This window comes from Nocardioides sp. L-11A (genome assembly GCA_029961745.1).
Taxonomy (GTDB): domain Bacteria; phylum Actinomycetota; class Actinomycetes; order Propionibacteriales; family Nocardioidaceae; genus Nocardioides.
This window is the reverse complement of sequence record CP124680.1, coordinates 2870433-2894450: the sequence shown is the minus strand read 5'-3', so window position 1 is coordinate 2894450 and position 24018 is coordinate 2870433. Positions and strand designations below refer to the sequence as shown.

Below are 24018 nucleotides of genomic sequence, written 5' to 3'. Positions count from 1 at the left end.
GCGCTTCCTGTCAGGCGGTCCCGATCCGATCGGGGCCGCGGCTTAGGTCTCAGGAAGGGAGTCTGTGGGCGGTCGCGGCCACGCGTCCATCGAGGACTTCTGCACCGGACTTTTCAGAAAAACTGAACGATCGGGCGCTCGGTGGACGCGAGGTTCAGCATAACGGCAGACATCGCCGAAGAGAAGGCCGTGAGCTTGCACCTGTGCTACACGACGCAGCCCACGCGCGAGAGCCCCGACGCTCTGCCGTGCAGAGCGTCGGGGCCGGGCCGCGGTGTCCGAGGACCGAGTGTCGGCTCCGTCAGGACAGCTTGAGTCCGGCGGACCAGTAGCCACTCAGCGTCGTCACGGTGTCGAGCCCCGCCGTGATGTCCGACCGCACGACGAGGATGGCCTGGGTCTGGTTGGTCAGCGGAATCGAGAGTCCGGTGGTGGTGCAGTTGGCGACCTCGCCGATCGCGAGGATCCCGGTGAAGCTGGGCGCCAGTGTGCACGACGCGCCGGGAACCGGGGTGAACACGTTGTTGGGCGTCGAGGACGTCCAGAGCTGGAGCTCGGCGGTGAGAGTGGTGCCGACCAGCGACATGGCGACGTTGTTGGTGAAGTAGCCGTCGATACCGGTCAGCGTCCGGTCTCCGGTGATCGGCTGGGCCAGGCCCGCGACCCCGGAGCCGGTGGCGTCGATCATGCCGCCGACGATCGGGACACCGTTGACGGAGCCGGTGCCGCTGATCGGGAGCACGGCGGCGGTGTTGCCGATGCCGCCGAGGACGGTCGTCGTGATCGCTGCCGCCGGGCCGCTGCTGCTCGACAGCATGGTCCCGGCCCCGGCCGGACCGGTCGGGCCGGTGGGGCCGGCCACTCCCGCGGCCCCGGTGGGACCGGTCGGACCGACGGCGCCGGTGGGACCCGTCGGTCCCGGTGCTCCGGCGGGCCCGGTCGGTCCGGCGGGGCCGATGCTCCCCGCAGTGCCGGCCGCACCCGTCGGTCCCGGTGCTCCGGCGGGCCCGGTCGGTCCGGCCGGCCCGATGCCCCCCGTTGCCCCGGTCGGCCCCGGCGCTCCCGCGGAGCCCGCGGGTCCGGCCGGCCCACTGACCCCGGTCGCGCCCTGCGGTCCTCGGTTGCGGTCGAGGCCTCGGGTCCAGCGGATGTGGTCCTCATTGGGCCGGCACCGCTTGACGTTCTTGACGATCCGGATCTTGCCGGTCTTCACGCTGAAGCAGGCGCTGATGACGCGAGTCTCGGGCTTCGCTCGGTCGGCGGCCTGTGCAGGACCTCCCGAGCCGATGAGCGTCGCGGTGGCCAGCGTCGCGAGAGAAAGGGTGGCGAGGGCGCGGGGCCGGAAGCTAGTCACGCCATCACGCTAGTGGCCGCCCGCATCCGGTGGACCCGACTTCCGGGAACTCGGGACCTCGGTCCCGGTCGCGCGCTCAGTCGTACGACGGGGCGTCGACCTCCGCCATCGCCGGATCGAGCTCGATGCCGGTCGCCAGGTGCTCCTCGGCCTCGGCGGATCTGCCCAGGTGCAGGAGAGCGAACCCGAGCCGCATGTGCGCGGCGGCCAGCTGGGGATCGGCGGCGAGCGCTCGCCGGTAGAGCCCGACCGCCGTGTCGAGGTCGGTGGACTCGAGCACGATGCCCTTGTTGTAGAGCGCCGGAGCGAACTCGGGGTCGGTCGCCAGCGCCGCGTCGTACTGCTCGACCGCGGCGTCCTGCTCCCCCGCCTCCTGGGCCAGCAGGCCGAGGTTGTAGTGGGCATAGACGTTGTCCGGGTCGAGCTCCAGCACGTTCTCGAAGGTGACCCGGGCCTGGGCGTCGTCACCGGCGTCGCGCTGCTGCAGCCCGGTACGGACCAGGGCGTCGGCGGCCGACAGCGCCGTCGACGACGCGGCCGCGGGCTTCTCGGCGCCGTCGTCCCCGCCGCAACCGGTGACCAGGACGAGGGCGAGCAGCACGAGGGCGGGGAGCGCGGGACGAGGCACGGCGGTCAGTCTAGGGAGACCGGCCGGCGGGCGAAGGACAGGTTCTGCTCGACCCGGGCCCGCTCCTCGACGGGCAGCGCGGGGTCGGCCAGCAGGCCCTGGGCGAGCGCGGCGGACTCGTCGTACCGGCCGACCCAGTAGCTTGAGATCGACAGCTCGTCGCGGGCCCGCCAGCCGTAGGAGCTGGCGCTCACGAAGAGGATGTCCTCGGTCGGCGCCAGCTGCGTCGCCCGGGTCGCGAAGACGTGGGCGAGGTGGTGCCGGCCCCGCTCGCGCAGGTGGCGGGCCAGCTCCACCAGCGTCTCGGCGCGCCCGGGGCGGCGCTCGAACGCCGCCAGGTAGGCGGCGAGCACCTCCGGGTCGGGGTCACCGAGCCGCTCCCGCAGCATCGCCACTTGCAACAACGAGTACCAGACCTCCTCCTCCCAGCCGCCCTGGGCGGCCCGGCGCTCGTAGGCAGCGACGGCGTCCCGATGCCGGTCGAGGTCGCGCAGGGTCTGGGCCAGGTAGAACTGATAGCGGGCGTTGTCGGGCTCGTCGGCGAGACCGCGCTCGAGCAGGGCGAGGTCCCGCTCGAACTTCACCTGCCGGCTGGCCCCTTCGGCGTGGTCGTGGAACCACGCGCCGCCGAGAGCCGGCCGGGTCGCCTCGCCGACGTCGAGGTACTCATGCGTGACACCCCGGTAGTGCGCCTGCGCGTCGACACGCAGGAGCCGGACGTTGGCGTAGTCGAGGCCGCTGGCCCGCTGCTCGAGGAGGTAGGCGTCGGCGGTCAGCGCGGCACGGAACGCGGGATCCTCGACCACCAGCTCCATGTCCGCGTCGCACAGCAGCAGGTAGTCCGCGCCCTCGGCCGCGGCCGTGTCCCGTGCTGCCGCGAGCGAGTCGTTGCGCGCCTGGGCGAAGTCGTCGAAACGCCCGCGGGTCAACCGCCCCGGGAGCCCCTGCCGGTCGAAGAACGACGTGATGATCTCCGCCGTGTCGTCCGACGATCCGGTGTCGTGGATCGCCCAGGCGTCGATCCAGGGAGCCGCGGCCGCCAGGCAGCGATCGATGATGGCGGCCTCGTCCTTGACGATCATGGTGAGGCAGAGCCGGGCGCGGGTATCGGTCACGCCAGGAGTCTAGGAAGCCTAGATAACGCAGAACGGCGGCCCTGGGGCCGCCGTTCCGTCTGGTGTCCGAGGGGGGACTTGAACCCCCACGCCCTAATACGGGCACTAGCACCTCAAGCTAGCGCGTCTGCCAATTCCGCCACCCGGACGAGTGCGGAGAAACCGTAGCAAAGGCCGGGCCCAGACACCGCATCGGCACCCCCTTCCGGCGTCGCCATGACCTCCCGGGTCATGGCGACCGGTCGCGGCGGGGACGACGATCGGTCCATGCCAGCCGATCGCGAGCGTCGTACCGACCGCCCCGACAGTCTCGACAGTCTTGACCTGCTGGCCTGGGGCCGGATCGGCCTCGGGCTCGCCTCCCTCGTCGTGCCGGCCGCGACCGCGCGCGGCTTCGGCATCGCGCCGACACCGGAGGTCGGCTACCTGACCCGGATCTACGGCGGACGCGCGATCGCGCTGGGCACGGCGTACCTGCTGGCCGGTGAGACCGAGCGCGCGCGGCTCCAGCTGCTGTCGCTGGGGGTCGACCTGTCCGACACCGCGACCGGTCTCGGGCACCTGGTCCGCCGCGACAGCCGGCCGCGGGCGATGCTCCTGGCCACCGCGCTGACGGGAGCGTACGCCGCCGTAGGGGCCCGGCGCGCGCTGCGGCGACACGCCCGGCGCCTTGAACGACCACCGGCGACCTGCAACGGTGGGGAAGGTCTCTGACCACGAACCGAGAAGGCATGCCATGCTCACCCTCACCGAGAACGCCTGCACGATCGTCAAGCAGATGACCGACGCGCCCGACGTCCCCGACTCCGCGGGACTGCGCATCACCCAGGCCGAGGCCGGCTTCGCCGTGTCCGCGGCCGAACAGGCCGAACCCGGCGACCAGGTCGTCGAGCAGGACGGCGCCACCGTCTACCTCGACGAGGGCGCCGCGCAGCAGCTCGACGCGATGACGCTCGACGCGGGCGTCGACGACAGCGGCACCCTGCAGTTCGGGCTGCTCGCTCAGGCCTAGATGCACCGCTGAGGGGTGCACTCTGGGATCGTGGGCGCATGCAGGAGCTGCGTGTCGCCTTCGTTCCCGGAGTGACCCCCGACAAGTGGGCGCGGGTCTGGCGTGAGCGTCACCCGCGGATCCCGCTCCACCTCCTCCCCGTCGAAGAGGGGCGACAGCGTGCCGTCCTCGACGGCGGCACGGCCGACCTCGCCCTGGTCCGGCTGCCGGTCGACCTCGACGCGCCGGAGCCGCTGCACTGCGTGCGTCTGTACGACGAGCTGCCGGTCGTGGTGGCCGGACGGGAGCACTTCGTGGCGGCTGCCGACGGCGAGACACCGGTCGCCCTCGCGGATCTCGCGGACGAGCAGTTGGTGCTTCCGCACCCGTCGGGCTGGGCGCCCACGACCGAGCAGCTGCCCTTCCCGGCGATGTCGGTGCAGGACGCGATCGAGGTCGCCGCATCGGGCAGCGGGATCGTCATCGTGCCGATGTCGGTGGCGCGCCTGTACCACCGCAAGGACGTCGTCCACCGGGTCGTCGAGCTCGAGCCGACCACGGTCGCCCTCGTCTGGCTGCGCGCGGCGGACAGCCCGATGCACCAGGACTTCGTCGGCGTCGTCCGCGGCCGCCGCGCCTCCAGCAGCCGCTGACGCTCACCCGAGGTGGGTCGCCGCCCACTCCCCCAGCACCCGCGCGCTGCGGTCGACCAGGGCGACCCACTCCATCGCGCCCTCGTCGGCGTTGTCCGAGACGTGCTTGACCATCCGCAGCGGGACGCCGAACTCCTGCGCGACGTAGGCGACGGCGTAGCCCTCCATGTCGACGAGCTGAGCGCGCTCGGCCAACCGGGTCCGGACCGTCGGGTCGTTGACGAAGACGTCGCCGGTCGCCAGGACGGTGGGGCTCTCCCCGATGACGAGCCGGTCGCGCGGGTCGTAGCCGAGGGCGCGGATCGCGTCGCCGTTGATGTCGTGGTTGAGCACGGTGCCGATCTCGTACAGCCCGTGCTCGCCGTCGAGCCCGTCGTGCAGCGCGCCGGCGGTGCCGAGGTTGACGACGACCAGATCGGCCAGGTCGGACTGTCCGGCCAGGTGACGCGTCAGCGCGGTCGCGGCGGCCGTCTTGCCGATGCCGGTGACGACCACGTCGATCCCGGCCGGCACGTAGGCGACCTCGGAGCGGGCGGCGGCGACGATGAGGGGGCGGGGCACGGCGCACACCCTAGAGCCTGACCGCCGCCCGGGACTGCCCGACCAGGCAGGATGGCGCCCGTGACGTCCCTCTCCGCATCCGTCGTCGCGCGCGCACCCGGCCGGGTCAACCTGATCGGCGAGCACACCGACTACAACGGCGGTCGGTGCCTGCCGTTCGCGATCGGCCTCGCCACCATCGCCACCGTCCGGCGCCGTGACGACGACCGGCTGCGGGTGCACAGCCGTGAGGCGATCCCGGGCGACCACCGGTGGCGGGAGTACGTCGTCGGCGTCGTCGCCGAACTGCGCCGGATCGGCTGGGAGATACCGGGGCTCGACATCGACCTCGTCTCCACCCTGCCCCTCGGCGGGGGTCTGTCCAGCTCGGCGGCGCTCGAATGCGCCGTCGCGACCGCGATCGCGGGCCTGCTCGGAGCGCCCCTCGACGGCGCGGGCCGCCGGCTGCTCGCCGAGGCCTGCCGGCGGGCGGAGACCGAGCACGTCGGCGCCCCGACCGGCGGCATGGACCAGCTGGCCGCCCTGCTCGGCTCCGAGGGGCACGCACTGCTCATCGACTTCGCCGACCCGGACGCCCCCACCACCACCGCCGTACCGCTGCCCGTGGCCGCGGCCGGCCTGAGCCTACTGGTCACCGACACCCGGGTGCGGCACGTGCTGGCCGACGGCGACGGTGGCTACGCCCAGCGGCGCCGCGAGTGCGCCGACGGTCACCCCCGGCGCCGGCGCCACGTCACGACCGAGAACGCCCGGGTCCTGGACGCGGTGGACGCGATCGGGGCCCGCTCCTGGCAGCGGCTCGGCGGGCTGATGACCGCGTCGCACGTCTCGCTGCGCGACGACTACGAGGTGAGCGTGCCGCAGCTCGACCTGGTCGTCGACACTGCGCTCACGGCGGGAGCGCTCGGCGCGCGGATGACCGGCGGCGGGTTCGGCGGCTGCACGCTCACCCTGGTCGCGGCGGACCGGGCCGACGCCGTACGGGAGGCGGTGGATGCGGCGTACGCCGAGCGCCGCTGGGACTCTCCCCGGCACCATCTCGTGACGCCCGGAGCGGGGGCGCGGGTGCTCCGCGGGGCGGGGTGAGCTGTTGCGGTTTGGTCCCAAACCGCAACGATTTGGGCCCGGAGTATGCGGTCTCTGCCCAATTGCAACCTGTTCCACCCCCAGATCGCCGAGGCCCGTCCCCAGCCACCGGCAGGAACGGGCCCCGAAGCGATCGAGCCGTCAGCTCACTTCAACTCGGCGCTCGACAGCCCGAGGATCCTTCTCGCGACGATCAACTGTTGGATCTGCTGGGTGCCCTCGAAGATGTCGAGGATCTTGGAGTCGCGCGCCCACTTCTCGAGCAGCTCCTCCTCGCTGTAGCCGATCGACGCACACAGCTCGACGCAGGACAGCGTGACGTCGGAGCCGACCCGGCCGGCCTTCGCCTTGGCCATCGACGCCTCCAGCGAGTTGGGCTTGCGGTTGTCCGCCATCCACGCCGCCTGCAGGGTCAGGAGCCGCCCGGCCTCCCAGTCGGCCTCGAGCTGCAGGAACTTCGCGGCCGCCGCGCTCTGCAGGAGCGCCGGGCGGTCGTAGTCGACCTCGATCCCGGCCTCCTTGAGCAGGTCGCGGGTCAGGTCCAGTGATGCGCGGGCGCAGCCGACGGCCATCGCGGCGACGAGCGGGCGGGTGTTGTCGAAGGTCGCCATCGCGCCGGCGAAGCCCTGCTCGACGTTGATCTCCGGCGAGCCGAGCAGGTTGTCCTTCGGCACCCGGGCGTCGGTGAAGGTGATCACCGCGGTGTCGGAGGCGCGGATGCCGAGCTTCTCCTCGAGTCGCTCCACCTTGACGCCCGGCGTGTCCTTCTCGACCACGAACGACTTGATCGCGGCGCGGCCGAGCGACTTGTCGAGGGTCGCCCAGACGACGATGCAGTCGGAGCGCTCGCCGGAGGTGACGAAGATCTTCTCGCCGTTGATGACGTACTCGTCGCCGTCGAGCACGGCGGTGGTCGAGATCGCGGCGGAGTCGGAGCCGAAGGACGGCTCGGTGATGGCCATCGAGGCCCAGCGGCCCTTGAAGCGCTCAAGCTGCTCGTCGTTGGCGACCGAGGCGATCGCGGAGTTGCCGAGGCCCTGGCGCGGCATCGAGAGCAGCAGGCCGGTGTCACCCCAGCACATCTCGGCGACCGAGGTCACCGAGGCGAGGTTGGCGCCGTTCTTCACGGCGCTCTTGCCGCCGTCGTCGCCGTTCTCCCGGCGTACGCCGGTCGCGCCGGCGCCCTCGCTCGCCCCGGACTCGGAGAGCCCGTCGATCATCGCGGCGAGCATGTCGAGCTCCTTGGGGTACTCGTGCTCGGCGATGTCGTACTTGCGCGAGATCGGTCGCAGCATGTTCATCGCGACCTGGTGGGCCTGGTCGACCAGCGCCCGGTGCTTCTTGGGCACCTCGAGATTGATACTCATCAGACCAGCACCGTGCCTTCCATGATCCCGATCGCCCGCAGGTCGCGGTACCACCGCTCGACCGGGTGCTCCTTGACGAACCCGTGACCACCGAGCAGCTGGACGCCGTCGAGGCCGATCTGCATGCCCTTGTCGGCACATGCCTTGCGCGCGAGCGCGACCTCGCGGGTGAAGTCCTTGCCCGCGGCCGCGCGGGACGCGGCGCGGTAGGTCAGCAGCCGCATGCCCTGCAGCTCGATCGCGATGTTGGCGACCATGAACGCCACCGACTGGCGGTTGGCGATCGGCTCGCCGAAGGCCTCGCGGCCCTTGACGTACGGCGTGACGTAGTCGAGCACGGCCTGGCCGGTGCCGACCGCGAGGGCGCACCAGGCCAGCCGCGAGAGGCGGACGCACTCGGTGTACGTCGACCCGTCGGTCTCCCCCAGGACGGCGTCGGCGGGCACGGTGACGTCCTCGAGGACCAGCGTGGTCATCGACGCCGCGCGCACGCCCATCGCGGGGTCGCCCTCGATGGCGAGGCCCGTGGCGCCGGACTCGACGAGGAAGAGCACCGGCTTGCCGTCGAGGCTGGCACCGACGACGAAGAGCTCGGCGTGGTCGCCGCGGGCGACCAGGCTCTTGGTGCCGTTGAGCACGTAACCGTCGGCGGTCCTCCTCGCCGTCGTCGACGGCCTCAGCACGTCGAAGAGCACGGCGGGCTCGTTGAGCGCCAGGGCCGCGGCCGGGACGGAGCCGTCCTCGGCGCTGAAGGCCGGCAGATAGGTCTGCTGCTGGGCGTCGGTGCCCCACAGGCCGATCGCGGTGGCGACCGAGCCGGGCGCCAGGGTCGCGACGGCCAGCCCCATGTCGCCCTTGGCGAGCGCCTCGGCGACCAGCGTGCCGGCCATCGCGGAGCGCTCCTCGGAGACTCCGCCGAGGCTCTCGGGCAGGCCGAGGATCGGCAGGCCGATGTCGAGGCTGGCCTTGAGCAGGTCGTCGGGTGCGGCGCAGGCCCGGTCGGCCTCGGCCGCCGCGGGCCGGACGACCTCGTCGGCGAACTCGGTGACGACGTCGACGAGCATCTGCTCGTCCTCGCCGGGCGTGAGGTCGAAGACGCCGCTCGCCGCGGCGTGCTTCGGCCGGGCGCCCGGCTGGCCGCCCTTGCCGGCCTTGGCGAAGGTCCGGCCGGCGGTGGTCATCGTCTTGAACCCGGTCCGGGTGATGGAGAAGACCGCCTGCTCGGTCGGCTTGCGGAGGCGGACCTTGTCGAGGAGGTCGGTCTGGGCGAGCCGGTTGAGGCCGGCGACGAGGTAGCCGATCGGATCCCGGCTCTCGCTGCTCGGGACCCCGTGCTTCCCGCCCGGCTTGAGGTTGCTGATCAAGGACATGCGGTAACTGTAACCGTGAGTTACACACTGCGCTACACCTGGGCCGCATCTCGGCCGAATCGGCCGGGCGCGATCCTCGCCCCTACGATGCGCGACATGGAGGACCAGACCCCGCACGCGCCGTACGGACCCCTGCCCCGGAACGGGACCGTGCGGCCGATGACGCGGTGGGGCACACCGGTCATGCACCGCCCCCAGGCGCGGGTCGAGACGTACGACGACGCCCTGCGCGCCCTCGCCGCCGACATGGTCGCCACCATGTACGCCGCCGACGGCGTGGGCCTCGCCGCGTGCCAGATCGGCGAGGACGTCGCGATGTTCGTCTTCGACTGCCCCGACGAGGACGGCCGCCGGGTGGTCGGCGTGGTCTGCAATCCCACCCTCGTCGAGCCCGAGGGCGTCGCGCGCCGCCTCGACGACAGCCCCGAGGGCTGCCTGTCCTATCCCGGCGCCTTCGTCGACTGCGCCCGGCCGGACTATGCGGTGGTCGAGGGCACCGGTCTCGACGGCGGCCGGGTCCGCTTCGAGGGCGACGGGCTGCTGGCGAAGTGCCTCCAGCACGAGACCGACCACACCCTCGGCACCGTGTTCGGCGACCGGATCTCGGCCAAGGCGATGAAGAAGCTGCGCAAGCAGCACGACGCCGCCGTCGAGGACTACCCCGCCGAGTGGCCCACCTGAGGAACGGACCGGCGCCGGGTGCCCGGTGTCGGGTTCTGGGCTAGGTTGCCCGCATGTCCGTCGACGCCGAGCTCGCTCCCCTGCTCCAGCTGATCGAAGCCGGGACCCCGCTGCACACCCTGACGCCCGCCGAGGCGCGGGACTCGTTCCGCAAGCTGACCGTGGACTTCCGACCTCCCGGCACCCTCGCCGAGGTGGGATCCGTCGAGGACGCTACGGTCGCCGGCGCCGCCGGCCCGTTGTCGGCCCGCGTCTACCGGCCCCTCGCGGAGGGGCCGGTGCCGACCGTCGTGCTGCTGCACGGCGGCGGCTTCGTGATCGGCGACCTCGACACCCACGCGGCGATGGCGCGCGCGATCTGCGCCGGAGCCGACGCCGTGGTGGTCGCCGTCGACTACCGGCTCGCGCCCGAGGCGAAGTTCCCCGCCGCGGCCGAGGACGCGATCGCCGCGGTGCGTGACGTGCAGTCCCGGATCGCGGAGTACGGCGGCAGCGACGTGCTCGCCGTGGCCGGTGACTCCGCCGGCGGCAACCTGTCCGCCGTCGCCGCCCAGCACGTGCCCGGCATCGCGGCCCAGTTGCTGGTCTACCCGGCGACCGACGTGCTCGGCAGCTACTCCTCGCGCGAGGAGAACGCGAGCGGGTACTTCCTCGACCAGCCGACCCTGATCTGGTTCATCGGCCACTACGCCGACACCGCCGCCGACCTCGCGGACCCGCTGATCTCCCCGTTGCACGGCGACCTCGCCGGGCAGCCGCCCGCGGTCGTCGTCACCGCCGAGTTCGACCCGCTGCGCGACGAGGGTGTCGCGTACGCCGAGGCGCTTGCCGCGGCCGGCGTGGAGGTGCACCAGACGACCTACCCGGGGCTGATCCACGGGTTCTTCGACATGGGACCGTGGTCGGCCGGCTGCCAGCGGGCGATCGACGAGACGATCGCCCGCTTCGCCACCCTGCTGCGGCGCTGAGGCCCTCCGTCCCGGCTGGGGCCTCAGGTCAGGTTCGGGCGGCGTGGCTCGGCAGGACGCAGGCCGCGTCCAGGCCGAGCACCCGGTTGAGCCGGCCGAAGGAGAGCCAGGAGCCCAGGCACATCGACAGCTCGACGATCTCGCGGTCGGTGTAGTGGGTCCGGATCCGCTGCCAGAAGCCGTCGTCGATGCCGTGGTGGTCCAGGGCGTACCTCTCGGCGTACTCCGCCGCGAGGCGGGTACGCTCGTCGAAGTCGCCGGTGGTGCGCCACTCCTGGACCGCGCGGTCGAAGGTGTCCTCGACCTTCTGCCCGTCCCGCTCGGTGCGCCAGTCCTGGCAGAACAGGCAGCCGTTGATCTGGGCGATCCGGAGCCGGGCGGCCTCGAACTCGCGCAGGCCGAGCGTGCTGTGCTCGTAGACGCTCATCGCCAGGGTCGCGGCCGCCGGCCCGATGCCGGGCACCAGCTCGCCCCAGACGTAGCCGATCGGGTCCTTGCCGTCGGGGATCTCGATGAACATGCTCACGCCTCCTCAGCGGTCCGCAGGTAGGCGCTGGGCTGGAGCGGCACGTCCAGGCCGTCGTAGAGACCGGGCGTGGCGGTGCGCAGCCACGGGATCGCGTTGACCAGCCGGTTGGCCGCGGTCGCGTTGCCGCCGGCCGCGCGGTTGCCGCCCTCATCGGTGGCCTCGACGTTGATCTCGATCCGCGGGCGGCCCTCGATGATCACGCGATGGGCGCCGTCGCCGCCGTCGGCCGGCATCGGCCAGTCCGTGGCGCACGCTGCGGTGATCCGGGTGACATGCTCGATGACGATCCTCGGCTCGCCGGCCACGATGCCCTGCACCTCGAACCGCAGGGCGCCCTGGGTGCCCGCCTCGAACTCCCCCAGCGCCGTCGTGACGGTGGCGTCGAGCGCCCGCCGGTCGAGCGTCTCGCGCAGCTCGTCGATCTCGACGCCCAGCGCCCGGGCGATCAGCCGCACCTGCCCGCCCCAGACCATCGACGGGATCCCGGCGGCCACCATCGGCGGCTCGTAGTCCATCGGCTGGCCCATGCCGACGATGTAGCGGACCGAGTCCTCGGCGTCGTACGTGGAGTAGTCGAAGATCTCCTGGCAGCGGACCTGGTCGATCTCGGAGGCCAGGCCGCTGACGAGCGCCGGCAGCAGGTCGTTGCCCCAGCCCGGGTCGATGCCGCTGACGAACAGCGCGCTGCCGCCCTCGGCGCAGGCCTTCTCCAGCGGCTCGCGCAGCTCGGCGGGCGCGCTGCGGTGGTCGTAGAGGGCGTAGACCGACGGCGTCACGACCACGGCGCCTCCGGCGAGGGCGCGGGCGATGTCGACGGCGGCGTCGTCGGGACGCAGCTCCCCCGACGCGGCGTACGCCACGGCGCCGCCCCCGTCGAGTGTCGCGAGCGCCGCGTCGACGTCGTCGGTGGCGGCCACGCCGAGCGATCGGCCGAGCTCGGCGAGATCGCCCGCGTCGCGCCCCACTTTGGCGGCGTCGTTGACGACGACCGCCGCGAGGCTCAGCCCGGGGTGCGCCGCGACCGCCCGGATGGACGCCCGGCCCATGTTGCCGGTGCCCCAGACCACGACCGGGACCGTTGAGTAGAACGTGTTCTCATCCGCCATGGTGGGGAGAGTAGGCGGCCCAGCGCCGGAACGGTAGTGCGACACCGTGTCCGATCCTGGCTCTTTGCGATCGGGTGTGGAGAACGCCGAGCACGCTTGCGCGCAGGTTCGGCGCGGCGCAGCGTCCACATGGCGAGGCGCAGGAGCGCTGAGAAGTGGGCCCTGGGTCCTGCCGGACGGCGGGAGTCAGGGCTTCGCGTTGTCCGGCACCGTGTGGTCGGCCGTCACCAGCTCGTCGGTCATCGTGCGCCAAGCACCGCCACGCGCCGCCACGTCCTGGTCCCGGCGGTCAGCATGACCTCGTCGGTCTCGATGACCAGCCGCTCCGCGTCGAGCGCCGGCAGATCGCCGGCCAGGACGGCGAGACAGGCGTTCCGGGCATATGCGAGGGCGCGCCGCTCATTCCGCTCTTTGTTGACGTGCAGCCGCCGCTGGGCCCGCAGGAGCAGGCCGCGGAGAGCCCGCCTGGCCGCTGCGACGGCGTCGGTCTCGACCACCGTGGCGGCCAAGATGAGGCCCTTCGCCTTAGCCTCATCGACATGGATGTGCACTGCCATGCCGGGTCCTGTGGATAGCCGGCCGTGGGTGATGTCAACGGCGGGCCGTGACGTAGCACGCCACGGCCGTCGCAGCGGCGACGTTGAGCGAGTCGACGCCGTGCTCGATGGTGCGCGCCATCGGGATGATCGCGCGCCGGTCGGCGGCCTGCTCCCAGCGCGTGGACAGGCCGTGTCCCTCGGAGCCGAGGACGAGGGCGACCTTGTCCTGGCCGGCCACCGCCTGCTCGATGGGTACGGCGTCCGGGGCGAGCGTGAGCGCGACGGTGGTGAACCCGCGGCGAGTGAGGTCCGGCAGGGCGTCGTACCAGTCGGGGAGCCGGGTCCAGGGCAGGGCGAAGACCGCGCCCATCGCGACCTTGATGGCGCGACGGTAGAGCGGGTCGGCGCAGCGGGGTGCCAGCAGGACCGCGTCGAAGCCGAGCGCGGCGCCGGAGCGGAGGATGGCGCCGACGTTGGTGTGGTCGACGATGTCCTCGAGCACGAGGACCGAGTGCGCCTGAGCCAGGACGGTGTCCAGCGAGGGCAGCGGACGACGCTGTAGCGAGGCGAGCGCGCCGCGGTGGACGTGGAAGCCGGTGACCTCCTCGGCCAGGTCCTCGGACAGCACGAAGCAGGGCGCGTCAGAGCGGTCGAGGACGTCGGCGAGGCCGTCGAGCCAGCGGGGCGCCATCAGGAAGGAGCGGGGTGCGAAGCCGGCCTCCACCGCGCGCCGCACGACCTTCTCCCCCTCCGCGAGGAAGAGGCCGTGCTCGGCCTCCAGGTGCTTGCGGAGCTCGACGTCGCGCAGGTCGCGGTAGTCCCCCAGCCGCGGGTCGGCGGGGTCCGTGATCTCGACCAGCTCGGCCATCGTCGGTGCGCTCAGGCCGGGAACGCGTCGGGATGGGCGACGGCGACGACCTCGCCGACCACGATGATCGCCGGCGGCTTGACGGCCTCCTCGGCCAGCCGGTCGGCGAGGGTGCCGAGGGTGGCGAGGACGGTCCGCTGGGTCGGCATGGTGCCGTCGCACACGACGGCGACGGGCGTGGCCGCCGGGCGTCCGCCGGCGACGAGCGCGGTGGCGATGTGCGGCGCGTTCTCGACGCCCATCATCACCACGACGGTGCCTCGCATGCGGGCGAGCGCGTCGTAGTCGACCAGCGACTCCGGGTGCCCCGGCGGAAGATGCCCCGAGACCACCGTGAACTCGTGGGTGACGCCGCGGTGGGTGACCGGGATGCCGGCGATGCCCGGCACCGACACGGGCGAGGTGAGCCCGGGGATCACGGTCACCGGTACGCCGGCCGCGCGGCAGGCGATGATCTCCTCGAACCCGCGGCCGAAGACGAAGTTGTCGCCGCCCTTGAACCGGACGACCCGCTTCCCGGCGAGCGCCCGCTCGACGATGATCCGGTTGATCTCCTCCTGCTGCGCCGAGCGGCCCCGGGGCAGCTTCGCGACGTCGACCAGCTCCACGTCGCTCGGCAGGTCGCCGAGGAGCTCGCGCGGGGCCAGCCGGTCGGCCACGACGACGTCGGCCGCCATCAGTGCCTTGCGGCCGGCGATCGAGATCAGCTCGGGGTCGCCGGGGCCGCCGCCGACGAGGGTCACGCCGGGCGCGCGGTCCCGGTGGTGCGGTGCGGCGATGGTGCCGTCGCGCAGGCCGGCGACGATCTCGTCGCGGACCGAGGCCGATCGGCGCGGGTCGCGGTTGCCGACCACCGCGACGGTGATCCCGGCCTCGCGGCCCACCGCCGGCGTCCACGCCGTACCGAGGGTCGCGTCGTCGGAGCGCACGCAGAACACGCGCTGCCGCTCGCACAGCTCGGACACGTGGTCGTTGACCGCGCGGTCGTCGGTCACCGCGATGACGTACCAGGCGTCGTCGAGGTCGGTGTCGGCGAACGGTCGCTCGTGCCAGGTGATCTCGCCCGAGCCGACCAGCCCCTCGATCGCGGGGGTCACCGTCGGCGACACGACGTGGACGTCGGCGCCGACCGCGATCAGCTGCGGCACCCGGCGCTGGGCGACATGGCCGCCGCCGACGACGAGCACGCGGCGCCCGGCGAGGCGCAGACCGGAAGGGTACGGGGGGAACTCGCTCACGCGCCCCATTCTCCCGGCATGGACCGGGGCGCACCCGCCCTGGGACCAGCACCCGGACTAGCGTGGTGACATGAGTCTCGATCGGCCGGTGACCCCGGACCCCTACGCCCTGCTCCCCGTCGTACCGTCCTTCTCCGTCACCAGCGACGACGTCGCCGACGGCCGGCCGTTGAAGGACGACCAGGTCGCCGCGCACGGCAACACCTCGCCGCAGCTGTCGTGGTCGGGAGCGCCGGAGGGCACGAAGTCCTATGTCGTCACCTGCTTCGACCCCGACGCCCCCACCCCGAGCGGCTTCTGGCACTGGGTGCTGGTCGACCTCCCGGCCGACGTGACCTCCCTGCCCGCCGGTGCCGGTGCCGCGGGGGCCACGCTGCCCGGTGCGGCGTTCATGTGCCGCAACGACGGCGGCCCGAAGGCGTTCATGGGCGCCGCTCCGCCCGCGGGCGACCAGGTGCACCGCTACTTCTTCGTCGTGCACGCCGTGGGCGAGGAGACCCTCGGCGTCGACTCCGACGCCTCCGCGGCGGTCGTGTCGTTCAATCTGGCGTTCAAGACCCTCGGCCGGGCGATCCTCACCGGCACCTACCAGCACTGAGCGGGTGCAGGAATCGCCGGTCGACCGGCGAAACTGTCACTTGACCTGCGTTGCAATGCCCGTCCAGTGACAGAACAACCGGTCGACCGGTTATTCCTGCACCCCGGTCACAACCCCATGCTCTTGGCGATGATCAGCTTCATCACCTCGGACGTGCCGCCGTAGATCCGGTTGACCCGGTTGTCGGCGTACAGGCGGGCGATGGGGTACTCGTTCATGTAGCCGTAGCCGCCGTGGAGCTGGAGGCAGCGGTCGATGACCCGGGAGGCGACCTCGGTGCAGAACAGCTTGGCCGAGGCGGCCTCCACCGCGGTCAGCTCGCCGCGGTCGTGCGCCTCGAGGGCCCGGTCGGCGACGGCCTGGGCGGCGTCGACCTCCGCCTGGCAGGCGGCGAGCTCGAACTTGGTGTTCTGGAAGTGGGCCACCGGCTGGCCGAAGACCTTGCGCTCCTCGACGTACTGCTGCGTGAAGCGGACGGCCGCGGCCGCCTGTGCGTAGGCACCGAAGGCGATGCCGAGGCGCTCCTGCGGAAGGTTCTGGCCGAGGTAGCCGAAGCCCTCGTTCTCCTCGCCGAGCAGGTCCTCGGCGGGGACCCGAACGTCGGAGAAGGACAGCTCGGCGGTGTCGGAGGTGCGCAGGCCGATCTTGTCGAGCTTGCGGCCGACGGCGTAGCCCTCGGAGGTGGTGTCGACCACGAACAGCGAGATGCCGAACCGACGGTTGCTCTCCAGCGGCGGCGAGGTACGGGCGCAGACGATGACGCGGTCGGCATGGACACCGCCGGTGATGAAGGTCTTCGCGCCGTTGAGGACGTAGGCGTCGCCGTCGCGCTTCGCGGTGGTGGTCATGCCGGCGAGATCGGAGCCGGTGCCCGGCTCGGTCATCGCGATCGCGAACATGGTCTCGCCGCTGACGAAGCCGGGCAGCCAGCGCTTCTTCTGCTCCTCGGTCGCGAGCTTGAGGATGTAGGGCAGGCAGAGGGCGACGTGGGTGCTGGACCCGCCGAAGCTCACCCCGGCCCGCGACATCTCCTCGTACTGCACCGCGGCGAACTTGAAGGACTCGATCCCCGCGCCGCCGTACTCCTCGGGCACCTCGATGCCGAAGGTGCCGAGCTCGCCGAGCTTCAGGTAGAAGTCGCGCGGGACGATCCCCTGCTCGAACCACTCCTGGTAGTGCGGCACCACCTCGGCCTCGATGAACGAGCGGATGGTCTGGCGGAAGGACTCGTGGTCCTCGTCGAAGACAGTGCGGCGCATGGTGTTCCTCTCACGACGGCGGGTTCCCCCATCATGACACCAACACTGTCACGGTCAGCGGACGGCGTCCCCGCTCGCCTCGCGCAGCAGCTGCTCGAAGGGCGTCGGGGCGGCGAACTCCTCGGTGACCGTACGCCGGGCGGGGGCTGCCGGCCCGGCCGCGGAGTCGGCGCCGAGCAGGGCCGCGAGCTCGCCGGCCGCCCGCTCGACGCGTTTGTCGAGAGAGCCGTCGTCGGTGGCCCCGAAGTCCTCGCTGGCCGCGAAGACCCCGGTGGGCACCACGACCGCGTGCAGGTAGGCGAACAGGGGCCGCAGGGCGTGGTCGAGCACGAGACTGTGTCGCGGCGTGCCCGCCGTGGCCGCGAGGACCACGGGCTTGCCGTCGAGCAGCCCGGGCTCCAGGACGTCGAAGAAGGTCTTGAACAGCCCGGAGTAGGACGCGGAGAACACCGGCGTCACCACGACCAGGCCGTCGGCGTGCCGCACAGCCTCGATCGCCCGCGCCAGGTCGCCCGTCGGGAAGCCGGTGAGCAGGTGGTCGGCCAGGGCGTGGGCCAGCGGCCGCAGCTCGACGTGCTCGACGGCGACCTCCCGGCCGCGGGCGCCGACCGCCCGCTCGACGGCTCCGCCGAGCTTGTCGGCGAGCAGCCGGGTCGAGGACGGGACGGACAGCCCCGCCGAGACGACGACGATCCGGGTGCTCATGCGATGACCCCCTCGGTCTGCTCGGTGTGCTCCGTGTGCTCCGTGTGCTCCGTGTGCTCCGTGTGCTCGGCACCGTCGCGGTCGGTGGTGCCGGTCATGGTGTCCTCGGCGTGGACGGTGACGTCCTTGGCGCCACCGGCCGCCGCGACGAGCGAGGCGTGGGTCGGCGCGTCGGGGACGTGGGCCGGCCGCCCCTCGGCGAAGCCCCGGCGCATCTCGGGCAGGATCTCGCCGAGCAGGTCGAGCTGCTCGAGGACCGTCTTCAGCGGCAGGCCCGCGTGGTCGACGAGGAACAGCTGACGCTGGTAGTGCCCGGCGTACTCGCGGAAGGACAGGGTGCGCTCCAGCACCTGCTGCGGCGAGCCCACCGTCAGCGGGGTGTGCTCGGTGAAGTCCTCCAGCGACGGCCCGTGACCGTAGACCGGCGCGTTGTCGAAGTAGGGCCGGAACTGCCGGACCGCCTCCTGGCTGGACCTGTTCATGAAGATCTGGCCGCCGAGGCCCACGATCGCCTGGTCCGCGCGGCCGTGCCCGTAGTGCTCGAAGCGCTCGCGGTAGAGGTTGACCATCTGCGCGGCGTGCGAGGCCGGCCAGAAGATGTGGTTGTGGAAGTAGCCGTCGCCGTAGTAGGCCGCCTGCTCGGCGATCTCGGGGCTGCGGATCGAGCCGTGCCACACGAACGGCGCGACTCCGTCGAGCGGGCGCGGGGTGGAGGTGTAGCCCTGCAGCGGGGTCCGGAAGCGGCCCTCCCAGTCGACATTCGACTCGGTCCACAGCCGGCGCAGCAGCGCGTAGTTCTCCACGGCCAGGTTGATGCCCTGGCGGATGTCCTTGCCGAACCACGGGTAGACCGGCCCGGTGTTGCCGCGGCCCATCATCAGGTCGACGCGACCGTCGGTGAGGTGCTGGATCTTGGCGTAGTCCTCGGCGATGAGCACGGGGTCGGTCGTCGTGATCAGCGTCGTGGCGGTCGACAGGATGATCCGCTCGGTCTGCGCGCCGATATAGGCCAGGGTCGCGGTCGGGTTGGACGCGATGAACGGCGGGTTGTGGTGCTCGCCCGTCGCGAAGACGTCGAGGCCGATCTCCTCGGCCTTCCTCGCGATCGCGACGGTGGCCTTGATCCGCTCGTACTCCGACGGCGTGCGCCCCGTGGTGGGGTCGGTGGTGACGTCGCCGACGGTGAAGATGCCGATCTGCATGGTCCGCTCCTGTGGTCGTGTGCTGTCACCCGGCCTAACAGGTGACATGTCAACCATATTCCCTCGGGCCACGTGGGCCGGCATGAGGTCAGCGCCGGGCCAGGACCAGCACCGCCCGATCGTCGTCGCCCCGCTCGACGCCGTCGATGATCCGGTCGGCGGCGCCCTCCCACCCTGCGAGGTACGACGCCCGGGCGGCCTGTCGCAGCCAGCTGATCCCCGTATCGATGTCGACGGCGCGCGACTCCACCACCCCGTCGGTGTAGAACAGCAGCGCGTCGCCCGGCGCGAGGACGCCGGTGCTCTCGTGGACCTCCGGCGTCGCGCTGACGCCCAGGGCGGTGCCACGCGCATTGTCGATGCGCCACTCACGGGTGGCCGTCGACCAGACCAGGGCGGGCGGGTGTCCGGCGCTGCGGATGAGATAGGAGCCGGTCGCCAGGTCGAGGTCGAGCTGGACTGCCGTCGCGATGCTCTCGCCCGACGGCTGGGCCAGCAGGTAGGCGTTCGCATCACGCAGCAGCTCGTCGGCCGGCACCACGCGGATCAGGCTCTCGAGGGCGCCGGCGAACTGGAGCGCGGCGGGCACCGCGGTCTCGCCGCTCCCGCACACGTCGACCAGGACGGTGCGCAGGCGTCCCGCGGCGACGTCCAGGTCGCTGACGATGAAGTCGCCGCCGTACGCATAGCCCTCGGCGGGGATCATCGCCGACTGGTGCCGCCAGCCGTCGGGAAGCTCGGGCATCCGACCGCGGGAGAGCAGTCTCTCGCGGAGCCGGGCCCAGGTGGCGGCGTCGTCCATCGGCACAGCGTACGGTCCGCCACCAGATCTCCTTAGACTCTCCGGGTGAGCGACACGACCGCCGTCGACATCCTCGGCGCCCCCTGGACGGCCGAGACCATCGCGCTGCCCGACGACTTCGAGGGCGAGGTCGTCGCCACGCTGGTCCACCGCCCCGCGGGCGAGCCGACCGAGCACGCCACCCTCCACGTCCACGGCTTCTCGGACTACTTCTTCCACGCGGCGTACGGCGAGTGGTGGCTCGACCGCGGCCACGACATGTACGGCCTCGACCTGCGCAAGTACGGCCGGTCCCTGCGGCCCCACCAGTCGCCCACCTACGTCGCGGACCTCACCGACTACTTCGCCGAGCTCGACGCGGCCTGGGAGCGGATCACGCTCCGCGACGGCCACCGTCAGGTGGTGCTGTCGGGCCACTCCACCGGTGGCCTGGTCGTGGCGCTGTGGGCCGACGACCGGCGGCCCGCGGAGCTCGCCGGCCTGTTGCTCAACTCGCCGTGGCTCGACCTGCAGGGCAAGGCGTGGATGCGCTCGTCGGTGGCCAACCAGGTGATCGACCGGGCGGGACGCCGACGGCCGCTGCAGGTCTTCCCCCGCGACGTGAGCGGCTACTACGGCCGCAGCCTGCACCGCGACCACCAGGGCGAGTGGGACTTCGACCTGCGCTGGAAGCCGGTCGACTCGTTCCCGGTCCGCCTGGGCTGGCTCCGCGCGGTGCGGCGGGGCCACGCCCGGCTGCAGGCCGGCCTCGACGTGCCGGCGCCGGTCCTGGTCCTGTCCTCGGACCGCTCCGGACACCCGACCGGGATGGACGAGGAGGTCTTCTCCACCGACATCGTGCTCGACGTCGACCAGATCCGACGCTGGTCGGTCGCCGTCGGCCGACACGTCACCTACGCCGCTGTGCCCGGGGCGGTGCACGACGTGGTGCTCTCCCGCACCGAGCCACGGGCCCGCGCCTACGACGAGATCGACCGCTGGCTGGCGACCTACGTAGGTCGGGGCTGACCGTGCCGGGAGCCGCTCAGTCGCAGCGGAAGACGCCGTCGGAACGGGTGTAACAGTCGTCGACGGTGCTCTCGGCCCAGACTCCGAGGGCGATGAAGCCGACGACGAGGGCGATGAAGAGCGCGAAGCCCAGCCAGCCGACGATGATGCCGGCCAGGGCCAGTCCCCCGCCCTGCTCGTTGCCACGCCGGATCTGACCCTTGGCGACATGGCCGAGGATCGCGCCGACGAACCCGGTGAACCCGGCGCACACCACCAGCGACACGATGCTCACCACCAGAGAGGCGATCGCCAGACCGTTGGTGGCCGGCGGCGGGGCGTACCCGAAGGGCTGCGCCGGCTGGCCGTACGGCGCGCCGTAGGGCTGGGCCGGGGGCTGGCCGCCGTACGGCTGGTCCTGCGGCTGGTCCTGCGGCTGGCCGTACGGCTGGTCCTGCGGCTGGCCGTACGGCTGGTCCTGCGGCTGGCCGCCGTAGGGCGGCTGGCCGTACGGCTGGTACGGGTCGTTGCCGGAGGGCGGGGTCGTCATGGAGGAAGGATCCCACGCCGCCGCCCGCCGGAGCACTATGGTCTGCGCATGGCTGTTCCCTTCCACCTGGATCCTGTGACCGGACTCTCGCTCGGGCGCATCGTGATCGGCGTCGGCGCCCTCGCCGCCCCCTCGACCACCGCCCGCGTGTTCGGCCTCGACCCGGCCGCCAACCCGCAGCTCGACTACATGGGCCGGATGTTCGGCGCACGGGAGATCGCGCTCGGCGCGGTGACCCTCGTCTCCCGGGGGCCGCTGCGGCGCAACCTGACCGTGGTGGGCATCGCCGTCGACGGGGCCGACCTGGCCAACGGCGTCATCGAGCTCGGCCAGCGCAATGTCACGAAGCTCGCGAGCGGCATGCTCGTCGGGGCCGCGGCCGGCGCCGTCGGCTCGGGCCTGCTCGCGCTCGCCCGGGGCCGGCGTCGCGGCAAGCAGGCCGGCTGAGCCGCCTCGGCCCCGACCGACCGGCTCAGGCGACCAGGGTGACCACGGCGACCAGGCCGACGGTCACGATCACCGCCCGGAGGGCGAGCGGCGGGAGCTTGCGTCCGACCGCCGCGCCGAGCAGGCCGCCGCAGACGGCTCCCAGCGCGATGAGCAGGACGAGCAGCCAATCGACCCGGGCCTCGGCCCCGAACAGGCCGAGCTCGGCGACGATCACGAAGACGAGCCCGGCGATCGCGTTGACGACGGCCACGAGCACGTTCTTCACGCCGTTGAGCCGCTGCAGCGCGTCGGTGACACCGATGCCGAGCACGCCCATCAGCAGCACGCCCTGCGCGGCGCCGAAGTAGCCGCCGTACACCCCGGTGGCGAGGACCGCGATCGGCACCCACCAGGACCGCTCGATCGCACTCGGGCCGCCGGTCTCGTCGCGCCGTGGCTCTCCCCGGCGCTCGGCGCGTGCGGCGACCGCACGCGAGAGCCGCGGCTGGAGCACGACCAGGACGATCCCGAGCAGGATCAGCACCGGTACGACGGCCTCGAAGGCTCCCGGGGGCAGGACGAGCAGCAGCACCGCGCCGGCCACGCCGCCCGCCGAGGAGAAGGCCAGCAGGCGCAGCAGCCGGTCGCGCTGGCCGATCAGCTCCCGCCGGTACCCGAACGCGCCGGCGATCGAGCCCGGCACCAGGCCCAGGCTGTTCGACATGTTCGCCGTCACCGGCGGCACGCCGAGCGCGAGCAGGGTCGGGAAGGTGATCAGGGTGCCGGAACCGACCACGGCGTTGATCATGCCCGCGCCGACGCCCGCGAGGAGCACCGCCGCGATCTCGAGAAGGGTCACTCCGCGGGTGGCTCCTCGGCCGGCTCGGCACCCGGCGCCTGTCCCGGGCGAGCCGCGCTCTCGGCCTCCGCGATCGCCTCCTGGACGGCCTCACTGGTCCCGGTGAGCGGTGCGGCCGGCTCGGTCGGCCCCATGTCGACCCGCTTGGCGGGGCCGGGGGTCGCCTTGGGGATGCCCGCGATCTCGTGGATCGAGGAGCCCAGTCCCTCGAGGGCCTTGGTGATCTCCGACGGGATCACCCACACCTTGTTGGCGTCGCCCTCGGCGATCTTCGGCATCATCTGGAGGTATTGGTAGGCGAGCAGCGACTGGTCGGGACGCCCGTCGTGGATGGCCTGGAAGACCGTCTGGATGGCCTGGCCCTCACCCTGGGCCCGCAGGATCTGCGCCTCGCGGTCGGCCTGGGCCCGCAGGATCTGGGACTCCCGCTCTCCCTCCGCGTTGAGGATCGCGGACTGCTTGTTGCCTTCGGCGGTGAGGATGGCGGACTGGCGCTGGCCCTCGGCGGTGAGGATGAAGGCCCGCTTGTCGCGCTCGGCCCGCATCTGCTTCTCCATCGCGTCCTTGATCGACGGCGGCGGGTCGATGCCCTTGATCTCGACCCGCTTGACCTTGATCCCCCAGCGGCCGGTGGTCTCGTCGAGCACGGCCGACAGCCCGCTGTTGATCGACTCGCGGCTGGTCAGCGTCTGCTCGAGGTCCATGCCTCCGACCACGTTGCGCAGGGTGGTCATGGTGAGCTGCTCGATGGCCTGGATGTAGTTGGAGATCTCGTACGTCGCCGCGATCGGGTCGGTCACCTGGAAGTAGATGACGGTGTCGATGTCGACGGTCAGGTTGTCCTCGGTGATCGCGGCCTGCGGCGGGAAGCTCACGACCTGCTCGCGCAGGTCGATGGTGTAGCGGACCTTGTCGATGAACGGGACGACGAAGTTGAGGCCCGCCGGAAGGGTCTCCTTGTACTTCCCGAACCGCTCGACGATGCCGGTGTATGCCTGCGGCACGATCCGGATCGCCTTCGCGACGACGGTGATCACCAGCAGGAGCAGGAGGGCGAGCAGGATCAGGACGGTCATAGCGGCTCCTCGAGTTCGGGCGCGGACACGGGACGGACGTGCGCGGTGGCCCCCACGATGGAGACGACCTCCACCGTCGCACCGATGGCGAGCCCCGAGCCGGGCGGCTCGGTGACGGCGAGCCAGGACTCGCCGCCGATCTTCACCCGGCCGGGACGGTGCTCGGCGACCGGCTCGGTGACGATGCCGCGGCTGCCCACCAGGCTCGCGGGCCCGAGCACGAGGTCCGGCCCCCCGTGCAGTCGCCGGACGAGGGGCGGGCGCACGGCGGCGAGCAGCAGCACGGACACCGCCGAGGCGGCGAGCACCTGCAGGACGATGTTGTCGGTGACGAAGGCCGTCAGAACGCCGGCGACGGCACCACCGGCCAGCATCAGCAGGAACAGGTCGAGGCTCAGCAACTCGGCCAGGGCGAGCACGAAGGCCACACCCAGCCAGGCCTCCCACAGGTGCTCCCGCAGCCAGTCCATGGCCGCAGCCTAGTTGAGGCGGCCCGG

28 protein-coding genes and 1 tRNA gene are annotated in these 24018 nt (G+C 72.2%); 9 read left to right on the top strand and 20 right to left on the bottom strand.

Translation table 11 applies throughout. The annotated features are described in order from the left end of the window. Positions 1-301 precede the first annotated feature (301 nt). From QJ852_13805 to QJ852_13790, 4 genes are all read right to left on the bottom strand, one after another. Positions 302-1354: a hypothetical protein gene (locus tag QJ852_13805; protein WGX94229.1), complete on the bottom strand. Its 1053-nt coding sequence runs from the start codon at positions 1352-1354 to the stop codon at positions 302-304. Between the two features lie 76 nt (positions 1355-1430). Next, a complete protein-coding gene (locus tag QJ852_13800) occupies positions 1431-1982 on the bottom strand; it encodes a tetratricopeptide repeat protein (protein ID WGX94228.1) in 552 nt (183 codons plus the stop codon). 5 nt (positions 1983-1987) lie between these two features. Next, a complete protein-coding gene (locus tag QJ852_13795) occupies positions 1988-3097 on the bottom strand; it encodes a hypothetical protein (protein WGX94227.1) in 1110 nt (369 codons plus the stop codon). A 60-nt stretch (positions 3098-3157) separates the two neighbouring features. Further along, positions 3158-3246, bottom strand: a tRNA-Leu gene (locus QJ852_13790). 118 nt (positions 3247-3364) lie between these two features. Between QJ852_13790 and QJ852_13785 the strand changes: the two genes are divergently transcribed. Genes QJ852_13785 through QJ852_13775 form a run of 3 tightly spaced genes read left to right on the top strand, consistent with a single transcriptional unit; the run spans position 3365 to position 4741 of the window. Further along, positions 3365-3811, top strand: a complete 447-nt coding sequence (locus tag QJ852_13785) for a hypothetical protein (GenBank protein WGX94226.1) — start codon at positions 3365-3367, stop codon at positions 3809-3811. 22 nt (positions 3812-3833) lie between these two features. Continuing rightward, positions 3834-4109, top strand: a complete 276-nt coding sequence (locus tag QJ852_13780) for a Fe-S cluster assembly protein HesB (protein WGX94225.1) — start codon at positions 3834-3836, stop codon at positions 4107-4109. A gap of 38 nt (positions 4110-4147) precedes the next feature. Continuing rightward, the gene (locus QJ852_13775; GenBank protein WGX94224.1) at positions 4148-4741 is read left to right on the top strand and encodes a LysR family transcriptional regulator substrate-binding protein; all 594 of its coding nucleotides are present in this window, start codon (positions 4148-4150) and stop codon (positions 4739-4741) included. 3 nt (positions 4742-4744) lie between these two features. On the opposite strand, the gene QJ852_13770 is transcribed toward QJ852_13775, so the two are convergent. After that, complete coding sequence (locus QJ852_13770; GenBank protein ID WGX94223.1) at positions 4745-5302, bottom strand: nucleosidase; 558 nt, start codon at positions 5300-5302, stop codon at positions 4745-4747. 60 nt (positions 5303-5362) lie between these two features. On the opposite strand from QJ852_13770, the gene QJ852_13765 reads away from it, so the two are divergent. Then, on the top strand, positions 5363-6388 hold the full coding sequence (locus QJ852_13765; protein ID WGX94222.1) for a galactokinase family protein: 1026 nt from the start codon (positions 5363-5365) through the stop codon (positions 6386-6388). Positions 6389-6534: 146 nt separating this feature from the next. On the opposite strand, the gene QJ852_13760 is transcribed toward QJ852_13765, so the two are convergent. Further along, complete coding sequence (locus QJ852_13760) at positions 6535-7755, bottom strand: acyl-CoA dehydrogenase family protein (GenBank protein WGX94221.1); 1221 nt, start codon at positions 7753-7755, stop codon at positions 6535-6537. Next, complete coding sequence (locus QJ852_13755; GenBank protein ID WGX94220.1) at positions 7755-9125, bottom strand: acyl-CoA dehydrogenase family protein; 1371 nt, start codon at positions 9123-9125, stop codon at positions 7755-7757. The genes QJ852_13760 and QJ852_13755 overlap by 1 nt, the downstream gene beginning before the upstream one ends. An 87-nt stretch (positions 9126-9212) precedes the next feature. Between QJ852_13755 and def the strand changes: the two genes are divergently transcribed. Then, on the top strand, positions 9213-9806 hold the full coding sequence (gene def, locus QJ852_13750; GenBank protein WGX94219.1) for a peptide deformylase: 594 nt from the start codon (positions 9213-9215) through the stop codon (positions 9804-9806). A gap of 53 nt (positions 9807-9859) precedes the next feature. Further along, a complete protein-coding gene (locus tag QJ852_13745; GenBank protein WGX94218.1) occupies positions 9860-10774 on the top strand; it encodes an alpha/beta hydrolase in 915 nt (304 codons plus the stop codon). 28 nt (positions 10775-10802) lie between these two features. On the opposite strand, the gene QJ852_13740 is transcribed toward QJ852_13745, so the two are convergent. From QJ852_13740 to cobA, 5 genes are all read right to left on the bottom strand, one after another. Beyond that, a complete protein-coding gene (locus tag QJ852_13740) occupies positions 10803-11294 on the bottom strand; it encodes a carboxymuconolactone decarboxylase family protein (GenBank protein WGX94217.1) in 492 nt (163 codons plus the stop codon). A gap of 2 nt (positions 11295-11296) precedes the next feature. Beyond that, positions 11297-12409, bottom strand: a complete 1113-nt coding sequence (locus QJ852_13735; protein WGX94216.1) for a dihydrodipicolinate reductase — start codon at positions 12407-12409, stop codon at positions 11297-11299. 239 nt (positions 12410-12648) lie between these two features. Further along, entirely contained in the window at positions 12649-12966 is a 318-nt protein-coding gene (locus QJ852_13730; GenBank protein WGX94215.1) for a hypothetical protein, read from the bottom strand. 34 nt (positions 12967-13000) lie between these two features. Continuing rightward, positions 13001-13816: an RNA methyltransferase gene (locus QJ852_13725; GenBank protein WGX94214.1), complete on the bottom strand. Its 816-nt coding sequence runs from the start codon at positions 13814-13816 to the stop codon at positions 13001-13003. Positions 13817-13827: 11 nt separating this feature from the next. Then, complete coding sequence (gene cobA / locus QJ852_13720; GenBank protein WGX94213.1) at positions 13828-15054, bottom strand: uroporphyrinogen-III C-methyltransferase; 1227 nt, start codon at positions 15052-15054, stop codon at positions 13828-13830. A 70-nt stretch (positions 15055-15124) separates the two neighbouring features. Here cobA and QJ852_13715 point away from each other — a divergent pair, with 70 nt between their 5' ends. Continuing rightward, positions 15125-15652, top strand: coding sequence for a YbhB/YbcL family Raf kinase inhibitor-like protein (locus tag QJ852_13715; protein ID WGX94212.1), 528 nt, complete (start codon positions 15125-15127; stop codon positions 15650-15652). Positions 15653-15759: 107 nt separating this feature from the next. Here the strand turns inward: QJ852_13715 and QJ852_13710 are convergent, their stop codons facing one another. The 4 genes from QJ852_13710 to QJ852_13695 form a co-directional block, all read right to left on the bottom strand. Next, the gene (locus QJ852_13710) at positions 15760-16911 is read right to left on the bottom strand and encodes an acyl-CoA dehydrogenase family protein (GenBank protein WGX94211.1); all 1152 of its coding nucleotides are present in this window, start codon (positions 16909-16911) and stop codon (positions 15760-15762) included. A 54-nt stretch (positions 16912-16965) separates the two neighbouring features. After that, positions 16966-17616 carry an FMN reductase gene (locus QJ852_13705; protein WGX94210.1) on the bottom strand — a complete coding sequence of 217 codons (651 nt, stop codon included), beginning with the start codon at positions 17614-17616 and terminating at the stop codon, positions 16966-16968. Further along, on the bottom strand, positions 17613-18818 hold the full coding sequence (locus QJ852_13700) for an LLM class flavin-dependent oxidoreductase (GenBank protein WGX94209.1): 1206 nt from the start codon (positions 18816-18818) through the stop codon (positions 17613-17615). Before QJ852_13700 ends, QJ852_13705 begins: the two co-directional genes overlap by 4 nt. 88 nt (positions 18819-18906) lie before the next feature. Next, positions 18907-19620 carry a PP2C family protein-serine/threonine phosphatase gene (locus tag QJ852_13695; protein ID WGX94208.1) on the bottom strand — a complete coding sequence of 238 codons (714 nt, stop codon included), beginning with the start codon at positions 19618-19620 and terminating at the stop codon, positions 18907-18909. A 45-nt stretch (positions 19621-19665) separates the two neighbouring features. Here QJ852_13695 and QJ852_13690 point away from each other — a divergent pair, with 45 nt between their 5' ends. Next, positions 19666-20628: an alpha/beta hydrolase gene (locus QJ852_13690; GenBank protein ID WGX94207.1), complete on the top strand. Its 963-nt coding sequence runs from the start codon at positions 19666-19668 to the stop codon at positions 20626-20628. Positions 20629-20644: 16 nt separating this feature from the next. On the opposite strand, the gene QJ852_13685 is transcribed toward QJ852_13690, so the two are convergent. Then, positions 20645-21157 (bottom strand): DUF4190 domain-containing protein, encoded by a 513-nt coding sequence (locus QJ852_13685; GenBank protein ID WGX94206.1) that lies wholly within the window; start codon positions 21155-21157, stop codon positions 20645-20647. A 48-nt stretch (positions 21158-21205) separates the two neighbouring features. On the opposite strand from QJ852_13685, the gene QJ852_13680 reads away from it, so the two are divergent. Continuing rightward, entirely contained in the window at positions 21206-21604 is a 399-nt protein-coding gene (locus QJ852_13680; GenBank protein ID WGX94205.1) for a hypothetical protein, read from the top strand. Between the two features lie 25 nt (positions 21605-21629). Here the strand turns inward: QJ852_13680 and QJ852_13675 are convergent, their stop codons facing one another. From QJ852_13675 to QJ852_13665, 3 genes are read right to left on the bottom strand one after another with little or no spacing between them, the layout of a single operon-like run. Next, the gene (locus QJ852_13675) at positions 21630-22445 is read right to left on the bottom strand and encodes a sulfite exporter TauE/SafE family protein (protein WGX94204.1); all 816 of its coding nucleotides are present in this window, start codon (positions 22443-22445) and stop codon (positions 21630-21632) included. Next, positions 22442-23521, bottom strand: a complete 1080-nt coding sequence (locus QJ852_13670) for an SPFH domain-containing protein (protein ID WGX94203.1) — start codon at positions 23519-23521, stop codon at positions 22442-22444. Before QJ852_13670 ends, QJ852_13675 begins: the two co-directional genes overlap by 4 nt. Next, a complete protein-coding gene (locus tag QJ852_13665; GenBank protein WGX94202.1) occupies positions 23518-23991 on the bottom strand; it encodes an NfeD family protein in 474 nt (157 codons plus the stop codon). The genes QJ852_13670 and QJ852_13665 overlap by 4 nt, the downstream gene beginning before the upstream one ends. Positions 23992-24018: the final 27 nt, after the last annotated feature.

What these genes read in the sequence shown, in the direction of transcription:
- QJ852_13740 (WGX94217.1), bottom strand. Translation starts at nt 11,294, where the DNA reads ATGTTCATCGAGATCCCCGACGGCAAGGACCCGATCGGCTACGTCTGG.
- def (WGX94219.1), top strand. Translation starts at nt 9,213, where the DNA reads ATGCGCGACATGGAGGACCAGACCCCGCACGCGCCGTACGGACCCCTG.
- QJ852_13785 (WGX94226.1), top strand. Translation starts at nt 3,365, where the DNA reads ATGCCAGCCGATCGCGAGCGTCGTACCGACCGCCCCGACAGTCTCGAC.
- QJ852_13670 (WGX94203.1), bottom strand. Translation starts at nt 23,521, where the DNA reads ATGACCGTCCTGATCCTGCTCGCCCTCCTGCTCCTGCTGGTGATCACC.
- QJ852_13735 (WGX94216.1), bottom strand. Translation starts at nt 12,409, where the DNA reads ATGGCGGATGAGAACACGTTCTACTCAACGGTCCCGGTCGTGGTCTGG.
- QJ852_13730 (WGX94215.1), bottom strand. Translation starts at nt 12,966, where the DNA reads ATGGCAGTGCACATCCATGTCGATGAGGCTAAGGCGAAGGGCCTCATC.
- QJ852_13715 (WGX94212.1), top strand. Translation starts at nt 15,125, where the DNA reads ATGAGTCTCGATCGGCCGGTGACCCCGGACCCCTACGCCCTGCTCCCC.
- QJ852_13745 (WGX94218.1), top strand. Translation starts at nt 9,860, where the DNA reads ATGTCCGTCGACGCCGAGCTCGCTCCCCTGCTCCAGCTGATCGAAGCC.
- QJ852_13705 (WGX94210.1), bottom strand. Translation starts at nt 17,616, where the DNA reads ATGAGCACCCGGATCGTCGTCGTCTCGGCGGGGCTGTCCGTCCCGTCC.
- QJ852_13775 (WGX94224.1), top strand. Translation starts at nt 4,148, where the DNA reads ATGCAGGAGCTGCGTGTCGCCTTCGTTCCCGGAGTGACCCCCGACAAG.
- QJ852_13755 (WGX94220.1), bottom strand. Translation starts at nt 9,125, where the DNA reads ATGTCCTTGATCAGCAACCTCAAGCCGGGCGGGAAGCACGGGGTCCCG.
- QJ852_13665 (WGX94202.1), bottom strand. Translation starts at nt 23,991, where the DNA reads ATGGACTGGCTGCGGGAGCACCTGTGGGAGGCCTGGCTGGGTGTGGCC.
- QJ852_13700 (WGX94209.1), bottom strand. Translation starts at nt 18,818, where the DNA reads ATGCAGATCGGCATCTTCACCGTCGGCGACGTCACCACCGACCCCACC.
- QJ852_13710 (WGX94211.1), bottom strand. Translation starts at nt 16,911, where the DNA reads ATGCGCCGCACTGTCTTCGACGAGGACCACGAGTCCTTCCGCCAGACC.
- QJ852_13695 (WGX94208.1), bottom strand. Translation starts at nt 19,620, where the DNA reads ATGGACGACGCCGCCACCTGGGCCCGGCTCCGCGAGAGACTGCTCTCC.
- QJ852_13725 (WGX94214.1), bottom strand. Translation starts at nt 13,816, where the DNA reads ATGGCCGAGCTGGTCGAGATCACGGACCCCGCCGACCCGCGGCTGGGG.
- QJ852_13685 (WGX94206.1), bottom strand. Translation starts at nt 21,157, where the DNA reads ATGACGACCCCGCCCTCCGGCAACGACCCGTACCAGCCGTACGGCCAG.
- QJ852_13780 (WGX94225.1), top strand. Translation starts at nt 3,834, where the DNA reads ATGCTCACCCTCACCGAGAACGCCTGCACGATCGTCAAGCAGATGACC.
- QJ852_13760 (WGX94221.1), bottom strand. Translation starts at nt 7,755, where the DNA reads ATGAGTATCAATCTCGAGGTGCCCAAGAAGCACCGGGCGCTGGTCGAC.
- QJ852_13680 (WGX94205.1), top strand. Translation starts at nt 21,206, where the DNA reads ATGGCTGTTCCCTTCCACCTGGATCCTGTGACCGGACTCTCGCTCGGG.